We start from the raw sequence: 18,941 nt of genomic DNA, 5'->3' as shown, positions 1-18,941 counted from the left end.
TCCTCATGAAATGTATTAACGAATTTTTAAGAACGGTAATAGCGCAAAAGCTGGGTGCCGAGGTGACCGAAGCAGAAGATAAAACCGCTTTTTTTACTCTTGGCGTGACGTCTCTCATCAGTGAAGAAATCATGACCATATTGCATAAAGAATTTACCGGCCTTTCTGAAACGCTGCTGTTTGAATATCCGAACATTGAGAAATTGAGTGAGTTTTTAAGTGCGCAGAAACGAAATCCCGAAAGCGTTCTTGAATTCAAAGAAACGGAGCCTGATACGGGAAGCCGGCAGGAAGAAGAATTGCTTCCTGTACAGGCGGCTGAAAAGGTGCCTGAACCGGGAACGGACGGGAGCTCTGATATTGCGATTATCGGAATGAGCGGGATGTTTCCGAAAGCGGAAAACCAGCATGATTTTTGGACCAATTTAATAGAAAATAAAGATTGTGTCTCCGAAATCCCAGAGGATAGATGGGACAGCTCTTATTACTCGGAAGAGAAAACGGCAGAATACGCGTCATACAGTAAATGGGGAGGTTTTATTGATCATCCGGATCAATTTGACCCGCTGTTTTTTTCTGTTTCCCCGTGGGAAGCTGATTTAATGGACCCTCAGCAAAAATTGTATGTCACGTGCTGCTGGGAAGCGATGGAGGATGCCGGTTACGGGAACCCGGCGGCGAGGCCGACGGATCAAATCGGTGTATTCGCCGGAGTGACCTGGAATGAATATTCATTAATTGCACACGAAGAAGGTTTCCTCAAAGATCAGTACAAAGGCCCCGGCTCCTTATATTGGGGCATTCCGAACCGGGTTTCTTATTTCCTTGATCTCCATGGCCCGAGCATCGCTGTTGATACGGCGTGTTCTTCATCGCTTGTCGCCGTCCATCAGGCTTGTCAGGCCATTATGTCGGGCGACTGTGAAATGGCGCTGGCCGGAGGCGTCAACCTCAGCTTACATCCGCAAAAATACATGTTTTTAAGCAAATCGCATTTTCTGTCTTCTGAAGGAAAATGCCGCAGTTTCGGTGAAGGCGGAGACGGTTACGTGCCCGGCGAAGGCGCGGGAGCCGTTTTGTTAAAACCACTGAAAAAAGCGATTGCGGACAAAGACCACATCTACGGTGTCATTAAGGGGTCCGCCACTAATCACGGCGGCAAAACGACCGGGTATACGGTGCCGAATCCGGAAGCGCACCGGGACCTGATTTTATCCGCTCTAAACAGAGCCGCGGTAAGTCCGGCGGATATCAGCTATATTGAAGCTCACGGAACCGGCACGGCGCTCGGCGATCCGATTGAGATACGCGGCCTGTCTATGGCATTTGATAAACAGACCGATGAGAAAAACTACTGCGGAATCGGCTCGGTGAAATCCAATATCGGACATTTGGAAGCGGCTGCAGGGATCGCCGGTTTAATCAAGGTGCTTTTAAGCATGAAACATGAAACGCTTCCCGCCAGTCTGCACTCCGAGGAACTGAACCGCAAGATTTCTTTTTCTGATTCGCCATTTTATGTCGTCCGAAACAACCGGCCGTGGCCGGCTGAAGGAGATAAACCGAGAATCGCCGCAATCAGTTCATTCGGCGCAGGAGGCTCTAATGCCCATCTGATCGTAGGTGCTTATCAGCCAAAACGGCAAGCGGACAAGAATACTGAGCAAAAACCGCATGCCGTCGTATTAAGCGCACATTCCGAACAGCAGCTGAAAGAATATGCCGGGAAATTAAGCTCTTTTCTTACCCGATTGGAAAACCCGTCTTCTGCCGGCGGATACACTCTGGAAAATATCGCTGCCACCCTATTGTCAGGCAGAGAGCCTTTCTCCTTCCGGCTTGCTGTCATTGCGTCATCCCTTTCTGAGCTGAAACAGCGATTGGACGGATTTGTAAGCGGTCATAGCGACGGCAGGCATATGTACTTCGGAAAAGCGTCACCCGGGCGGCCGGACGTTTCAGGCCAATCCGTTTCAGATCCTGAGAAATTTGCCGCGCTGTGGGTGAAAGGCCTTCAAGGTTGCAAAAAGCCGGAAACGCCGTATCAGAAAGTTCCGCTTCCTACGTACCCGTTTTTAAAGGAAACGTCCTGGCTGACCGATCAAAAAAAGCGGTATACAAAAAAGCCCCAAAATACCAAAAGGCGTGAAGCGCTGCATCCTCTGCTTGATGAGAATGTTTCATCCGCCCGGAAAGGGACGTTTCAAAAGATATTTTCCAAGGATGAATATTTCTTTAAAGATCATTTAGTGAACGAAAAATATGTGCTTCCCGGAGTCTGTCATCTGGAAATGGCGGCATACGGCGCGGAATTGTGGGGAGAACGCCCGGTCGTCTCTCTTCAAAGTGTGTGGTACATGGAGCCGATTGTGACAGGGACAGACCCAACATCCGTCATGATAGAGTTTGAAGCGGAAAAAGAGCGTATAAGCTATGTCATTAAAGAAAAAGGAGCGGATGGCACCCTCTTTTCGCAAGGAGAAGTGATTTGTAAAGAAAAAGGAGCGTCTTTTGAGGCCCCGGCTTTTCAGCTCCCGGCGCCATTTGCGCAGAGAACGGAGCCGAAAGACATCTATCACTCGTTCTCTGAGGCGGGAATCGTGCAAAAGGACAGTTTTCAGGTCATCCGCGAATTCTCTTATACAGAAAGGAAAGCACTGGCCAAATTAACGCTCCCGTCACACTTGGAAGCCGATTTTAAACAGTACATCCTACATCCGTCTTTAATGGATGGCGCTGTTCAAACCGCAATGGCGCATGTGCTGCAATTTCAAAAAGAGCCTGCGCTTATCGTACCGTTTTCCTTCGGAGAAATACAGCTGCTTGAACCGTTAGCGAAAACCGTATTTGTGCATGCGGAGGTAAAAGCGGCCTCCGTTCACCAATTTGATCTGCATATTTGTGATGACCGCGGCGTGCTGCTGGCGGCAGTGAAAGATTTTATCATAAAAGAGGTGCAGGAAAGCGCCGGGTTTAACCAAAAAGCCGGCGTCACGCCGAAGAAAAGCCGTGAAACGGAATTGCTTATGACACCGGTTTGGAACACCGTCACCATTCCGGAAACCGACATGTCTTTCATGCGTGAAGAAAAAATAATCGTCATCGGGGCCGGGCCGGATGTTCAGCAGGCTTTGAAAGAGATGTATTCCGATGTCCGTTTTCCGGACATCACTTCTTTGGACAGCGCGGAACAAATGGCTGAAACATTGAAAGCGCAAGGTTCTTTTCAACACATGATATGGGCGGCGCCGGATCATCCCATTCCATCCGTTTATGAGGCGGATACGGCCGAGGGACAGGAGCACGGGGTCATGCAGCTTTTCCGGCTGATAAAAGCGCTTCTGTTTCTGAATTTTGACACGGAACAACTATCATTGACAATCTGCACGTTTCAAGCACAGCCGATTCATGAACATGATGAGGTCAATCCGAGTCATGCAAGCATACACGGATTAGCGGGATCGCTCGCAAAAGAATACACCAATTGGAGCATCCGGCTTCTTGATTTGGAATCTCAAAGGGGAGACCGGCATCTTCCCCATGTCTTCTCTTTACCGGCGGACCCCGAGGGAAATCCGTGGGTCTTTCGTGCAGGTCAGTGGCACCGACAGCAATTGGCCGTCTGCCGGCCTCATGCAGATGAGCCTTCATTATACCGGCACGGCGGGGTTTATGTGATTATCGGCGGAGCAGGCGGAATAGGAGAAGTATGGACTGAATATATGATTCAGACCTATCAGGCGAAAATTGTCTGGATCGGGAGACGGAAAAAAGATACACAGATTGAAAGAAAGCTGAAAAGACTTGCAGCTTTAGGTCCCGCACCGCAATATTTCAGCGCGGATGCCGCGAGTTATGACTCTCTCAAACGGGCGTATGACACCATTGTGAAGGAAAATGGAAAGGTCCGCGGAATCATTCATTCCGCCATCGTGTTATCAGACCGAAGTTTTGCCAATATGGAAGAGGATCAGTTCCGCGCTTCACTTTCTGCAAAAACTGATGTCAGCTTGCAGATTGCCCGGGTAGCTGAAGGGGAACCCCTGGATTTCTTGCTGTTTTTCTCTTCGATGATGTCGTTTCAAAAAGCGCCGGGACAGAGCAATTATGCCGCCGGGTGCACGTTTAAAGACGCTTTTGCTAAGCGGATCTCACAGAAAGCGCCGTATGCTGTAAAAGTTGTCAATTGGGGTTTTTGGGGAAGTGTCGGCGTCGTGGCTTCAGAACAATACCGGAAACGGATGGAGCGGGACGGAATCGCTTCTATTGAGGCGCCCGAAGCGATGAAAACGCTGGAAACCCTGCTTTCCGGACCTCATGACCAGTTGGCGCTGATTAAAACGACAGATCCGCTTTTTATGAAGGACGATCTGAAAGAACAAGTAACGGTTTATCCGGAAAAGATTCCTTCCGCACTCGGACAATTAGCGGTTAACATCACGCAGAATGACGAAGCTGAGCGGTTAAAAGCATCAAGTGTCATGAGCTGCATGAGAGATATGGAATCCCTTATTGAAAAAATGCTTGTATCAACCCTTTATGAGATGGGAGCCGGGCTTGATCAGGCTTTGCCGTTATTTCAATCGGCTGCCGGCATAACGGAACAATACAGCAGATGGCTGAAAGAGAGCTTTGTCCTCCTGACTGAATTAGCGCTTGCTCCGGAAAAAACGGATCTAGGGCAGGTGTGGGAGGAATGGGAGCGGAAAAAAGAGACTTGGCTGCGCCAGAAAGACATGAGGGCGCATGTCAGATTGGCAGAAGAGACATTGCGTGTGCTTCCAGACATTTTAACCGGTAAGCTTCCGGCAACGGAAGTGATGTTCCCTGACTCCTCCTTCCGTCTTGTGGAAGGCATTTACCGCAATAATATCATTTCTGATTTTTTCAATGACAAGCTTGCTGACACATTGATTGCAGTTCTGCGGGAACGTCTGGCAAAAGACCCGCAGGCGAAAATCCGCATCTTAGAAATCGGAGCCGGAACGGGCGGGACGAGCGCCGCGGTCATGAGAAAATTGAAACCGTATGAAGCGCATATTGCCGAATATTGTTTCACGGATATTTCTAAAGCATTTCTTTTACATGCGGAAGACATATTCGGTCCGGAATATCCTTATGTCACTTATAAAATATTCAACGCTGAGCAGCCGGTATCAACAGAAGCGCCGGACATCGGCACGTATGACGCAGTGATCGCGACCAATGTGCTTCATGCGACAAAAAATATCCGTTCTGCGCTGCGCCATGCGAAAGCAATGCTGCAAAAAAACGGCCAGCTGTTTATAAATGAGATCAACAGCCGCACCATATTCAACCATGTGACGTTCGGCCTTCTTGAAGGCTGGTGGCTGTATGAGGATCATGATTTACGGATTCCGGGCTGTCCGGGGGTTGAGCCGGCCGGCTGGGCGGAAGCGCTTTCGCTTGAAGGATTCGTCCATCCTCTGTTTCCGGCTGAAGCCGCACACGACTTAGGCCAGCAGATTATAGCGGCTGAAAGTGACGGAACGGTCAGGCTTGCCCTCCCGCAGGCGTCAGAAGAAAAGCCGGAGTGCCGTCCGTATGACGCAGATGGTCTTTCGGATGATACCTTGCATTTCAGCCTGAGAGAAAAAAGCGTTGAACTGATGAAGAAGGTAATCGGTGAAGCGCTTAAAGTGCCGGCGCATCGTCTTTTATCCCATGAACCTTTAACCGCATACGGATTGGATTCCATACTGGTCGTCAGACTGACCAACGCGTTAAAAGACGTCTTCGGTTCTGTCAGCAGCACTTTGTTTTTTGAATATCAAACCATTGATGAGCTTGCTGATTACTTTCTGTCTTCCCGTAAAGAAGCGCTCGAGCGGCAATTCGGGAATGGACGGACTCATCCCGAAAACGCCGGACGGGTGCAGGCTCCCGCAGAAAGCGCCGCGCCGATTCCAAACGTAAGAGAACGGGGCATCACATATCTGACGGAATTAATAGGAAAAACGCTGAAGATTCCGAGCGGGAGAATGGATCCGTCGGTTTCCTTAACCGCATACGGTTTGGATTCTATTCTGGTCGTCCGGCTCACAAATGCCTTTCGTAACGTGTTTGACCAAATGACCAGCACCCTCTTTTTTGAATATCAGACGATAGAAGAAATCGCGGATTACCTGCTTCTTTCTCAGCGGGGAGCATTTATGAAAGCGATGGGTGTGCGTGAGGAGCAGCTGTCTGATCACACAGATAACCTGAATGAAAAACAAAACAAGATTCCTCAAATCGAGGAAGGCAGCAGGACGAACGGAGATCCCTATGTCCAGGATATCGCTGTCATCGGTCTGTCAGGCCGGTATCCGGGCGCCGATCACGTTGATGAGCTGTGGGAAAATGTAAAAGCCGGCAGGCATTCTATTACTGAAGTGCCGAAAGATCGCTGGGACTGGAAAACGTTTTATAACGAGGAACGCGGAAAATGGGGGTCCATTTATTCAAAATGGGGCGGTTTTCTCGATGACATTGATACATTTGATCCGCTGTTTTTCCGTATATCTCCCGCGGAAGCTGAAAGGATGGATCCGCAGGAAAGATTGTTTCTGCAGACTGCTTATTCAAGCATTGAAGATGCGGGGTACACCCCGGCCGCGCTTTGTGACAGCCGCAAAATCGGAGTCTTTGTCGGTGTGATGAACAGCAATTACCCGACAGTTCCCAGCGACTGGTCTATCGCAAACAGAGTATCATTTTTGTTCAATTTCCAAGGGCCGAGTATGGCTGTGGATACAGCATGCTCTTCTTCTTTAACAGCTGTCCATCTCGCCGCAGAAAGCCTGCGGAGCGGAATGAGTGAAACAGCGATTGCCGGCGGAGTCAATCTTATCGTTGATCCGGCCCACTATGAGCGGCTGTCCGCTTTTTCAATGCTGTCTCCCGGTGATAAATGCAAATCTTTCGGAGACAGTGCGGACGGTTTTGTTGACGGTGAAGGAGTAGGGGCGATTGTGTTAAAGCCGCTTGCTCAAGCGGAGAAAGACGGCGATCATATTTACGGCGTTATCAAAGGAAGCATGCTGAACGCAGCAGGCAGGACAAACGCTTATATGGTGCCGAATCCGAAAGCGCAGTTTGATCTGATCGCAGAGACGTTGAAACGGACAGACATTCACCCGAGAACGGTCAGTTACTTGGAAGCGCACGGAACGGGCACTGCGCTCGGTGATCCGATTGAAATCGACGGGTTAACGAAAGCTTTTCGCCTGACAACAGAAGACCGGCAGTTTTGTTCCATCGGTTCCATTAAATCAAATATCGGACATTTAGAAAGCGCTGCGGGGATTGCGGGGATCACCAAACTGCTTTTGCAATTGAAACATAAGAGGATTGCCCCTTCATTGCATGCGGCGGAATTGAATCCGAATATTGAGTTTGAGCACACTCCGTTTTTCGTACAGCAAAAAGAAACGGAATGGAAACGACCTGTCTTGAATATCACGGGTGAAATGAAGGAATATCCGAGAATTGCCGGCATTTCCTCGTTTGGAGCAGGAGGTTCAAACGCGCATGTCATCATTCAGGAATATGTGCCGTCTGACAGCCTGAAGCCAATGGAAACCGCAGCTGTTTCTCCGCAAAAACCGGCTGTTATTATTTTATCAGCGCGAAATGAGCACCAATTGACAGAGCGCGCCCGCCAGCTTCTGGATGATGTCATAAGAAAAAAACGTTATGACGGGGATTTAGCCAAGATCGCCTACACGCTTCAGACGGGAAGAGAACCGATGGCTGAGCGGCTTGCATTTACGGCCGAGTCGATAGAAGAACTGAAAATGAAGCTTATGAGTTTCTCAAACGATCATAATATCGACCATGCTCATATCTGGCGGGGCAGGACAGCCAAACATCATTCATTGGCGGCTTCGCTCACTTCTGATGAAGATATGGCGCTTACCATAAATGCCTGGCTGAAAAAAGGGAAATACGGAAAGCTGCTTGACCTTTGGGTTAAAGGACTTGACGTCGATTGGTCAGCTCTTTATCAGCGCAACCCGGGCCGCATCAGTCTCCCGGCCTACCCTTTTGCCAAAGACCGATATTGGGTCACAAAAGCTGATGTGTCACTTGACAAAACAGGCTCAGCGGAAAGTGAGAAAGCAGCCAGACTCCACCCGCTGCTCCACGCGAATACATCGACCTTTACCGCCCAGCGCTTTACTTCTGTTTTTTCAGGGCATGAACCGTTTTTTGCCGATCATATCGTCAATGGAAAACCGGTGCTTCCGGGCGCAGCTGCTTTAGAAATGGCCCGGGCCGCCGTTACACTTGCCGCTGAAGACTTGCCCGGCGGGAAAACGGGTGTCCGGCTCAAACAGATTGTTTGGCTCCGGCCGGTGACGGCGCTTTCTGAAGGAGTGACGCTTCATGTAAAACTTCAGCCGGAAGAAAACGGAGACATCGCTTTTGAAGCGTATGCCGAAGGAGAAGAGCCGCTTGTCTTTTTCCAGGGAAAGGCCGTGCTCGAAGAGACGGAACGTGCTCCTGTTCTCGATGTGGAAGCGGTTCAGGCGCGCTGCGGCGGCCGGCGTATGTCAAAGGCTGAGTGCTATGAAGCATTCGACAGCCTCGGCATCACCTACGGACCGTCTCATCAGGCGCTTGACGCCGTCTATGCCGGAAGCGGAGAAGTGCTCGCAAAGCTCACTCTTCCGCCGTGCGCCCGCGAAGAAAAGGAGCCGTTCATCCTGCATCCGAGCATGCTGGACGCCGCCCTTCAGGCTTCTATCGGTCTCGTGCTCTCAGACGGTTCTGCATCCGGACGGCCGTTCCTGCCGTTTGCCCTCCAGGATATGCAGGTGTTTTCTGCGTGCCGTGAGACGATGTGGGCGGTGCTTTCCTCAGCGGAAGGCGCCTATCATATTGAGCTGTGTGACGAAAACGGCGCGGTATGTGTCCGATTGACGGGACTCACCGCCCGTTTTCTGGAAGAGGAAACGGAGGAAAAACCGCTCTTGCTTCAGCCAAAGTGGCAGGAATCACCGCCGGGTGAAGGCGGCGGACAAGAAGAGTCTTTCAGATACGTGACGCTGTATGGCGGAATGAATGCTGAGGACATAAGCGGCGCCGTATGTGCGGCTGACAGCGAAGGTCCGATTGAAGACCGTTATAACGCCTGCGCGGCGGAGCTGTCAGCGATCGTCACGCGTCTTATCAAAGAAAAGCAGAAGAAAAAAACGCTGATCCAGCTTCTTGTCCCCGACAGGGGGGAAGACAATGTATTGGCGGGGCTGGCCGCTTTTCTGAAAACGGCTCACCTTGAACATCCGAAGCTGTACGGCCAAGTCATCCAAGCCGATCCGGACGAGTCAGCATCATCGCTTCTTGCCAAGCTGAAAGAAAATCGGGCGCATCCTGAACAAGCGGAAATCCGTTATGAAGCCGGCAAACGTCTCGTCAGAAACTGGCGTCATCTGCCGGCGCCTCAAAGCGGCGCCGTTCCGTGGAAAGACGAAGGGGTCTACCTCCTCACGGGGGGAGCGGGCGGCATCGGACTGATTTTCGCTGAAGAAATAGCCTCCCGCGTCAAAAACGCCGTCCTCATATTAACGGGGAGGGCGGAAGCGCTTGATGAAGACCGCTCCGCCCGCTTACGGCGCTTGGAAGCGTCGGGTGCCCGCGTATTTTACAAACCGGTTGACGTGACAGACAAGGCGGCGGTCATCGCCCTCGTCCGCGGCATACAGGAGGAGCACGGAACACTTGACGGGATCATTCACGGGGCCGGCGTGATCGCCGACAACTACATTCTGAACCAGACAGAAAACGAACGGAAGACCGTCATGGCGCCGAAAGTGAAAGGGCTTATCAATCTTGATGAAGCAGCGAAAGATGTGCGGCTGGACTTTTTCATTCTGTTTTCTTCCTTGGCGGGAGGCATGGGAAATCCGGGGCAGGCCGGTTATGCGGCAGCCAACGCATTTATGGATGTTTATGCAGCCCGCCGAAACCGTCTCGTGCGGGACAACAAGCGGAGCGGGCAGACCCTGTCCGTCAACTGGCCGCTTTGGGAAGAGGGCGGTATGCGTGTGGACAAAGAGACCGAACGGCTGATGTACGAACAGACCGGAATGAAAGCCATGCGATCGGCGTCAGGCATCCAAGCGCTTTACGCCGCTTTTGCCTCCGGAGAACACCAGGTCATGGTGGCAGAAGGCGACGAAAAACGGATTCGAAAAAACCTGATGCCTGAAGCGCCGGAATCGTCCCGTAGCATTCATGTGTCAAGGAAGACGCACGTCCATCTGCCAAATAAAGTACAAGCAGAACTCAAACATATGATATCAGGCATTCTGAAGGTGAAAGAAGACGAGATAGATGCTGAATCAGAGATGAGAGATTATGGATTTGATTCGGTTTCATTCACGCAGTTTGCAAATGAACTAAATAAAATGTATGGGCTTGAACTGACACCGGCCGTGTTTTTTGAATACCCGACAGTCTTTAGTTTTGCCCAATACTTGCTGACGGAACATCCGGATACATTCGGCTCACAGGCAGAAACAGAAACGGAGAAACCGGTTGTGCGTAAAAAAATGAAGACGGAGCCATTCTCGATTCCGTCCCGCCTTCCTAAAACAAAAACCGCAGCTGCACCTGAGCCCGTGGCGATAATCGGAATCAGCTGTGCATTTCCAATGGCTGAAAATCCGGAAATGTTTTGGGAGAATTTAGCCGGAGAAAAGGACTGCATTTCTGAAATACCGCCGGAACGCTGGGACTGGAGACAGTATTACGGAGATCCGCAGAAAGATAAAAATGCGAGCAATGTAAAGTGGGGCGGCTTCATTGATGAAACCGCTCAATTTGATCCTTTATTTTTCGGTATTTCTCCGCATGAAGCCGAGATGATGGATCCTCAGCAAAGACTTTTAATGATGCATGTATGGAAAGCGATTGAAGATGCCGGCTGCTCTGCCAAAAGCCTCTCAGGTACAAATACAGGCATTTTTGCAGGCACGACAAACAGCGGTTACGCCCAGGAAGCTTCAAAGTTCCATATAGAGATTGAGGGTTCTTCAGCCGCCGGAACGGTTCCGTCAATCGGTCCGAACCGCATGAGCTATTTTCTGAATATACATGGGCCGAGCGAACCGATTGAAACCGCCTGTTCAAGCTCATTGGTCGCTGTTCACCGTGCGGTCAGGGCAATTCAGGCCGGAGACTGCGGCATCGCGATTGCAGGAGGCGTCAATGCTATTGTGTCGCCGGATATGCATATCAGCTTTAATAAAGCGGGAATGCTCAGTGAAGACGGGCGCTGCAAAACATTTTCCGATCAAGCGGACGGGTATGTCAGAGCTGAAGGTGCCGGCATGATTGTTTTGAAAACATTATCCGATGCGGAACGTGACGGCGACCGTATTTATGCTGTTATTCGCGGAACGGCGGAAAATCATGGCGGACGGGCGGCTTCTCTTACATCGCCGAATCCGAAAGCACAGGCAGAAGTCATGATAAAAGCGTATCAGCAAGCGAACATCGACCCCCGTACAGTGAGTTATATTGAAGCTCACGGCACGGGAACGGCGCTCGGAGATCCGATAGAAATCAACGGACTCAAAGCGGCTTTTGCAGCGCTTTATCAGAAAGCCGGAGTAACGGCACCCGATCAGCCTCATTGCGGCCTCGGTTCCGTCAAAACGAATATCGGCCACACAGAGCTTGCCGCCGGCATGGCCGGGCTTTTAAAAATTATTTTGCAGATGCAGCACAAAACGCTCGTTAAAAGTCTGCATTGTGAAACCGTTAATCCGTATATCAGCCTCGACGGCAGCCCGTTTTATTTCGTCCGCGACACTCAGCCGTGGAAAGCGGCGACTGATGATAGCGGAAATGAACTGCCGCGGAGAGCGGGTGTCAGCTCGTTCGGATTTGGCGGTGTCAATGCTCATGTCGTGCTCGAAGAATATGTTTCTCCTGTTGAAGAGAAACAATGGACGTCCGGTGAACTTCAGCCGTCCTTATTCATTCTCTCGGCAAAGACGGCGGAACAGCTGAAGGAACGTGCGGAACAGCTGCGCAGATATTTGGAAAAGTCACATTCAGCTGACGGAGCTCTTGCGGGTATCGCTTATACGCTTCAGCTTGGCCGGGATGAAATGGAAGAGCGCCTTGCCGTCATTGCTGAAACAAAAGAAGAGCTTACGAACGCGCTGAATGATTTCCTCAGCGGCAAGGAGACGGGGCAGAATTTCTTTACAGGCCGGAACAAAGCGATGAAACAGCTGTTTACAGAGATGACGGACAACGCAGAAATGAGCGGGACCGTAGATCAATGGATGGAAGCAGGAAAGTATGCAATGCTTGCAAAATTATGGGTGCAAGGTTTACATGTCGACTGGAATAAATTATATCCGGACGAAAGGCCAAAAAAAGTCAGCCTGCCCGTCTATCCTTTTGCGAAAACACATTGCTGGATACCGCACAGAGCGCAGCATATAAGGCACCGGGAGACTTATGAGACTGATACGTCCCCGCTTGAGACTTATGAGCGCCTGCTTGATGAATTGGAGAAAAACGAAATAAGCATAGAAGCCGCTGTAAAAAGAACGATCGGTTTTTACAGGGATTAGCGTAATGGAGGAAACCATATGAAAGAGTTTCTGCACCGGGTTTTTTCTGACGTCAAAAATAAAAAAATGACAAAACAGGATGCGATCGGCATTTTGCGCGATTATGATATGCGGATGGGACTTCGCCAAGCGGCATCCCTTCATCCGCTTGCTCAGCAGCATATTTCCGATGAAACGGGACAGGGATTCTCGGCAGCTTTCAGCGGCCGGGAATTTTTTCTCGCTGATGTTTCTTTACAGCGTAAAAAGCTTATGCCCGGAGAACTTCTTTTGGAAATGGCGAGAGCTGCGGCTGTTTTGACAGTAAAGGAGACTGAGGCTGTCCGGCTGACACATATCGTGTGGTCAAAGCCCATTCTGACTGAGGCTGAGCCGTTCCATATTGAAATCAGGCTGATACCCGAAAAGGGTGAAGCCAAAAGGTTTGAGATTTATAATCCATTTTCTTCCGATTACAGTTATCATGATGTGTACAGCCAAGGGACGATTCAGCCAGTTGATGCTGCGCCCGGCATGCTGGATATCAGCCGCTTGAAGGAAAACAGCGGCTTCCTGATGGATCAGCAGCAAATTGTAGCCATCACTCAGAACGATACCGTTCAATACAGTGAGCACATGAAAGGAATTGAGCGTATTTACGCCTCAGCAGGACGGATGCTGGCAGATATATCAATCCCATTGACAAACCAAAAAGAATCCGCCCGATTCGGCCTCCCTCCCTGTGTGATGCAAAGTGTGACAAAGGCATGCGCGCTGCTTGGCGGCAAAGAATATAAAACGCTCGCCCCGGTTTCATTGGACGAGCTTTTGTTTTATGAATCTTGTCCTGACAAGGTATGGGCCGAGATACAAGAGAAGGCGGGGAGTTTTTATATTGATTTATGTGACGATGAAGGAAAAATATGGGCTTCCCTGTCGGGGTTGAAGCTGCAGCCTGTCGTCAAGACGGGCGCTCCCGGAAAAATCAGTGCCGAACACCGCAGTGAACGTTTGTATGAACAAACGCTTCTTCAGCTCAAAACGCTTTTTGCCCTGACTACAAAAATTGCTGTTTCCAACATAGATACTGAAGAGCCGCTGGAAACCTACGGAATCGACTCAGTCACTGTGACGAAATTGAACCGCGAATTGTCTCTGCTTTTCGGTGACCTTTCCAAAACGGTTTTTTACGAATATAAGACACTGGGATCTCTGGCAGATCACTTTGTTACTGATTATCCGAAAGAATGCCGAAAATGGACAAATGATGATGAGCACCGTTCAGGCGTATCAGAACAGGTTTTGGCAAATGAAGATTTTCCGGTGCTTCCGTCGTTTATCAAGCGAAAGAAACGGTCTTCTTTTTCCAATGAGAACCAGACAAAAGAAGGGATTGCGATTATCGGAGTCAGCGGACGTTATCCGCAAGCTGAAACACTTGAAGCGTACTGGGATAACTTAGCAGCCGGAAAAGACTGTGTGACGGAAATTCCCGAAGAGCGCTGGGAAAAGGACAAGTACTACAACCCTGATCCCGAAGCGGCCGTGAAAGAAGGGAAAAGTTACAGTAAGCGGGGCGGGTTTCTGAAAGATGCCGCTTTCTTTGATCCGCTGTTTTTTCAAATTTCACCCCGTGATGCTTTGAATATGGACCCGCAGGAGCGTCTCTTTATTGAAATGTGCTGGCAGGTGATGGAGGATGCCGGTTATACGAAGGAACAGCTTGAGAATCTATATAACGGCCGGGTCGGCGTTTTTGCGGGCATTACGAAAAACGGGTACGGAATGTACTGGAAAAACGGCGGCGCCCTGCAGCCGAAAACGTCGTTCAGTTCAGCGGCCAACAGAGTTTCCTATTTTCTTAATCTGAAAGGGCCGAGCATGCCGGTCGACACGATGTGCTCGTCTTCGCTGACTGCAATTCATGAAGCGTGTGAAAACATCCTTCGCGGCGAATGCGACATGGCGATTGCCGGCGGTGTGAATGTGTATACGCATCCTTCGGCTTATGCGGAGCTCAGCGCCTATCGAATGCTTTCAAAAGACGGAACGTGTAAAAGTTTCGGTGAAGGCGGGGACGGATTTGTTCCCGGGGAAGGCGTCGGGGCCGTGCTGTTAAAGCCGCTGTCAAAAGCGATAGCTGATAAGGACCGTATTTACGGGGTGATTCGCGGCACTCATATCAATCACGGCGGCAGAACAAACGGGTATACAGTGCCGAGTCCGAGCGCCCAGGCTGACGTGATTTCCGGCGCGCTTGAAAAATCAGGAATACATCCGCGGATGATCAGCTGTATCGAAGCCCACGGCACGGGCACTGAACTCGGAGATCCGATCGAAATTGACGGTTTGACCCGCGCATTTCAAACGAAAACGTCAGATAAAGGCTTTTGCGCCATCAGCTCAGTTAAATCCAATATCGGGCATTTGGAAGCGGCGGCAGGCATTGCCGGTGTAACGAAACTGCTGCTCCAGTTTCAAAAACGCAAGCTGGCCCCCTCTTTACATTGCCGGAAATTGAATCCGAATATTGCATTTGACCGGACGCCGTTTGTGGTGCAGCGTGAATTGGCAGACTGGAAACGGCCGGTCATTGAGGAAAACGGAGCGCAAAAGGAGATTCCGAGAATCGCGGGAATCTCTTCTTTTGGCGCGGGCGGGGCAAATGCCCACATATTGATAGAAGAATATATTGAACCTGATAGGGAGATTTCTGAGCCATTCACAGATGAAGATCCCGCTGTCATTTTATTATCCGCCAAACAGGAGGCCAGTCTGAAGCAGCGGGCGCAGCAGCTTCTTCAAGCGATCAGAAAAAATGACGTCACAGACCGCAGCCTCCGGGATGCGGCTTACACCCTTCAAACCGGAAGAGAAGCGATGGAAGAACGTGCGGCATTTATTGTGACGTCGACAGAGCAGTTAGCGGAAAAACTGCAGCGTTTTATTGACGGCGGGACAGACGGCTGCTTCAGGGGGAAAAGCAAACAGTATAAAGACATTCTAGCCGTTTTTAAGGATGAAGATATGCAGGAAGCCGTCCGTAAATGGATGAAAAGAAAAAAATTCGCGAAGCTTCTGGAACTTTGGGTAAAAGGGCTGAAGATTGATTGGTCAGAGCTTTATAACGGCAGCCTGCCGCATCGCATCAGCCTTCCCGGTTATCCATTTATAAAGGATCGGTATTGGCCGGACGATGCAGCGCCGGACAATGGTCGCGGTGCTGAAACACATTCTGAAACATTGCGTGAAATCCGCTTTTTACAGAAAAGCTGGGCAGAAAGCAGCAGTGTTCCGGCTAAGGAAGTGCGGGGCGTCATCGGAATAGCCGCCGATCACCAGACAGGAAATTTGGCCGTTGAGCTGTCCCGTTATTTCCCCGAGTCTGAAATCATTGACGCTGCATCACCGGAAATATCCGGGGACGCGGCCCGGTTTGGCGGTCTGATTGATGTGACCGAATGCGGGACGGAAATCAAGCATGATGACGGCTGGATTCATCGTCTGCAGTCTCTCATTGACAACAGAAACCGCGGCCGAAAGCTTCAGATGCTTTGTGTGACAAAGGGGCTTGAACCTTTTGCAAATGAAACGATAAATCTCTCAGGTGCAAAAAAGGCCGGATTGTACCGGATGCTCCAAAGTGAGTATAAGGATATCCGTTCGCGGCATATGGATGCAGAACGGACTGTCGAAGATCCTGAGCTGGCAAACCAGATCGCAGAGGAGTTTTTTCGCGATTCTGAAGACATCGAAGTGTGTTACCGAAACGGTGTGCGCTATCACGCGCGGTTAAAGGAAACAAACAGCTTAGCAGAAAAAGAATTTTCATTTCCGAAAGACCATGTGCTCTGGATCACCGGAGGGACCCGGGGACTCGGATATTTATTCGCCCGGCATTTTGCCGAACGTTACGGAGTCACGAAACTCGTGCTTACCGGAAAAGAAACAATGCCTCCGAAAGCGGAGTGGGATGATCATGTCAAACGGAATTCCCCGTTTTCCGATAAAGTGAGAAGAATCAGAGAGCTCGAACAAAAAGGTGTCCGAACGGAAGTGCTGTCTGTATCTTCCGGCCCTGAATATGAGCAGGCCGTCAGCCGGGTGAAAGAGAAGATGGGGCCGATAGGAGGCGTGATACACGCAGCGGGAGCCGTAGATCTCGATCATCCGGCCTTTATCCGCAAAACAAGAGAACAGATGATGACCGTGCTTGAGCCTAAAACAGACGGACTGGACCTTTTGTATCAAGCGCTGCACAAGGAGTCTCTCCGGTTTTTTGCGCTGTTTTCTTCAGTGTCCGGCGTGGTGCCGGAATTAGGATCGGGACAAAGCGATTATGCCATGGCTAACGCCTATATGGATTATTTTGCGGCCGCAAAAGGTTTTCCGGTGCTGAGCATCCAATGGCCGAGCTGGAAAGAAACGGGTATGGGCGAATCAAAAAGCCGGGCCTATCAGAAAAGCGGTTTAAAGAGCATCACTGACAGAGAAGGGCTGAGCCTGTTTGATGCCATTATGGCAGGCGATTGCGGGTCTGTTATTATGCCGGCCGTCATTCACCCGGAAAAATGGGAGCCTGGCCGTCTGCTGCTTTCATCCGGCCTTACCGAAACAAAGCAGCAGGAACAGGCCGATACAGAAAGCGTTGAGGAGTGGCTGACGGGCATTTGCTGCCGGGAATTAAGACTGGAGCCGTCAAGATTTGAATCTGATACGCCGTTTCAAGATTACGGAGCCGATTCCATCATGCTTGCCCAAGTGTCCAGAGCGATCGGAAAGAGGATCAAAGCTGACCTTGACCCGGCGGTGCTGTATGAATACCCTACGGTTGCTGCGCTGGCCGGATGGCTTGAAACAGCATATCCGGAAATCAAAGCTGCCGTTTCAAAACCGGTTCAGCCTGTAATCCCGGACGTTCCCAAACAAACGGCAGCCGCTGTCATTCAGCCTTCTGGCGGTGCAGCGGCGCAAGATATCGCTGTAGTGGGAATGTCCTGCCGTTTTCCGGGAGCTGAATCAATTGAAGCTTATTGGAAGCTGCTGTCTGAAGGAACGTCAGCCATTCAAAGGGTGCCGAAAGAGCGCTGGAAAACGGAGAAGGCGGATTATGCGGGCCTTTTAAAAAATGTAACGCATTTTGACCCGGAGTTTTTCCTTATTCCCGAAGAAGACATCAAGGCAATGGATATCCAGTCCTTTCTTATATTAGAAGAGGCGCTTCATCTGTTCAGAGACAGCGGTTACTCGTTACAAGAAATGAAAGGCAGGTCAGCCGGTGTCTATTTAGGAGGACGCGGCGGCAGTATGCCTGACGAAAACCGTCTGAAGCATGCAAAAAATCCGATAGTCGCCGCCGGCCCGAATTACTTAGCGGCCAATCTTTCTCAATTCTTTGATTTGAAGGGGCCGAGTCTCGTTTTGGATACGGCATGTTCTTCAGCGCTTGTCGGTATGAATATGGCGATACAGGCGCTTTCTTGCGGTGAAATCGACTCAGCGGTGGTCGGGGGAGTCAGTCTGCTGGAATCAGGTCAAACCCACCGGATGTTCGAACTCCGCAATCTGTTAAGTGAAGAGCCTGCGTTTCATATTTTTGACCGCCGCACCGGAGGCATCGTATTGGGAGAAGGCGTCGGAATGGTGTATTTAAAAACAGCGGCCCAGGCTGTAAAAGACGGGGACCGGATTCATGCGGTCATTAAAGGCATTTCCGTAAACAATGACGGCAGAACCGCGGGGCCTGCCACACCGAATATACAGGCGCAGAAAGAAGTGATGGCCAAGGCGCTTGCCAAAAGCGGCAGAAAAGCGGAGGATATCAGCTACATTGAAGCAAACGGTTCAGGCTCTGAAGTAACGGATCTTTTGGAGCTGAGGGCGATTGAAGCTGTATACCGTATGCAAAACAGCGCGCCTTGCGAATTGGGTTCGATGAAGCCGAATATCGGACACCCGTTATGTGCTGAAGGGATTGCCGGTTTCATTAAAACAGTGCTTATGCTCTCGCGCCGAAAACGTGTGCCTTTCCTTTCCGGCAAAGAGCCGATGACGCATTACGATTTGTCCGCCTCGCCGTTTTATTTTTCGCACGCGCTGCGTGAATGGACGGATTCACCGCGGATTGCCGCCGTCAGCAGCTTCGCTGACGGAGGGACAAATGCCCATGTCATAGTGGAAGCCTGGGAGCAAGAGGCGTATACCCCGGTCAGAAAGCCTTTGCCGAGACAGGAATTAAAACGCCGGCCCATTCGTCCGGACAAAGCCGAAAGCCTGCATGAAAACGCACATAAGTCCCGTCCGAATACGTTTTGGAAACAAATGAAGACTTACTGATTGCGCTGAAAATTGAACGTCGATATG

2 protein-coding genes are annotated in these 18,941 nt (G+C 50.4%); both read left to right on the top strand.

The window, feature by feature from the left end; translation table 11 throughout:
- Positions 1 to 5: 5 nt before the first annotated feature.
- Positions 6 to 12,599, top strand: a complete 12,594-nt coding sequence (locus J6600_RS11285; RefSeq protein ID WP_209387412.1) for a type I polyketide synthase — start codon at positions 6 to 8, stop codon at positions 12,597 to 12,599.
- A gap of 18 nt (positions 12,600 to 12,617) precedes the next feature.
- Positions 12,618 to 18,914 (top strand): type I polyketide synthase, encoded by a 6,297-nt coding sequence (locus J6600_RS11280; RefSeq protein ID WP_209387411.1) that lies wholly within the window; start codon positions 12,618 to 12,620, stop codon positions 18,912 to 18,914.
- The last annotated feature ends 27 nt before the right edge of the window (positions 18,915 to 18,941 follow it).

Origin of the sequence: Bacillus sp. LJBV19 (assembly GCF_017797845.1) — a bacterium.
Lineage (GTDB): Bacteria > Bacillota > Bacilli > Bacillales > Bacillaceae > Bacillus > Bacillus velezensis.
This window is presented reverse-complemented; position numbering and strand designations above follow the sequence as displayed.

Bases quoted from the DNA above. Each gene is read 5' to 3' on its own strand.
- J6600_RS11285 (WP_209387412.1), top strand. From the start codon at position 6: ATGAAATGTATTAACGAATTTTTAAGAACGGTAATAGCGCAAAAGCTG.
- J6600_RS11280 (WP_209387411.1), top strand. From the start codon at position 12,618: ATGAAAGAGTTTCTGCACCGGGTTTTTTCTGACGTCAAAAATAAAAAA.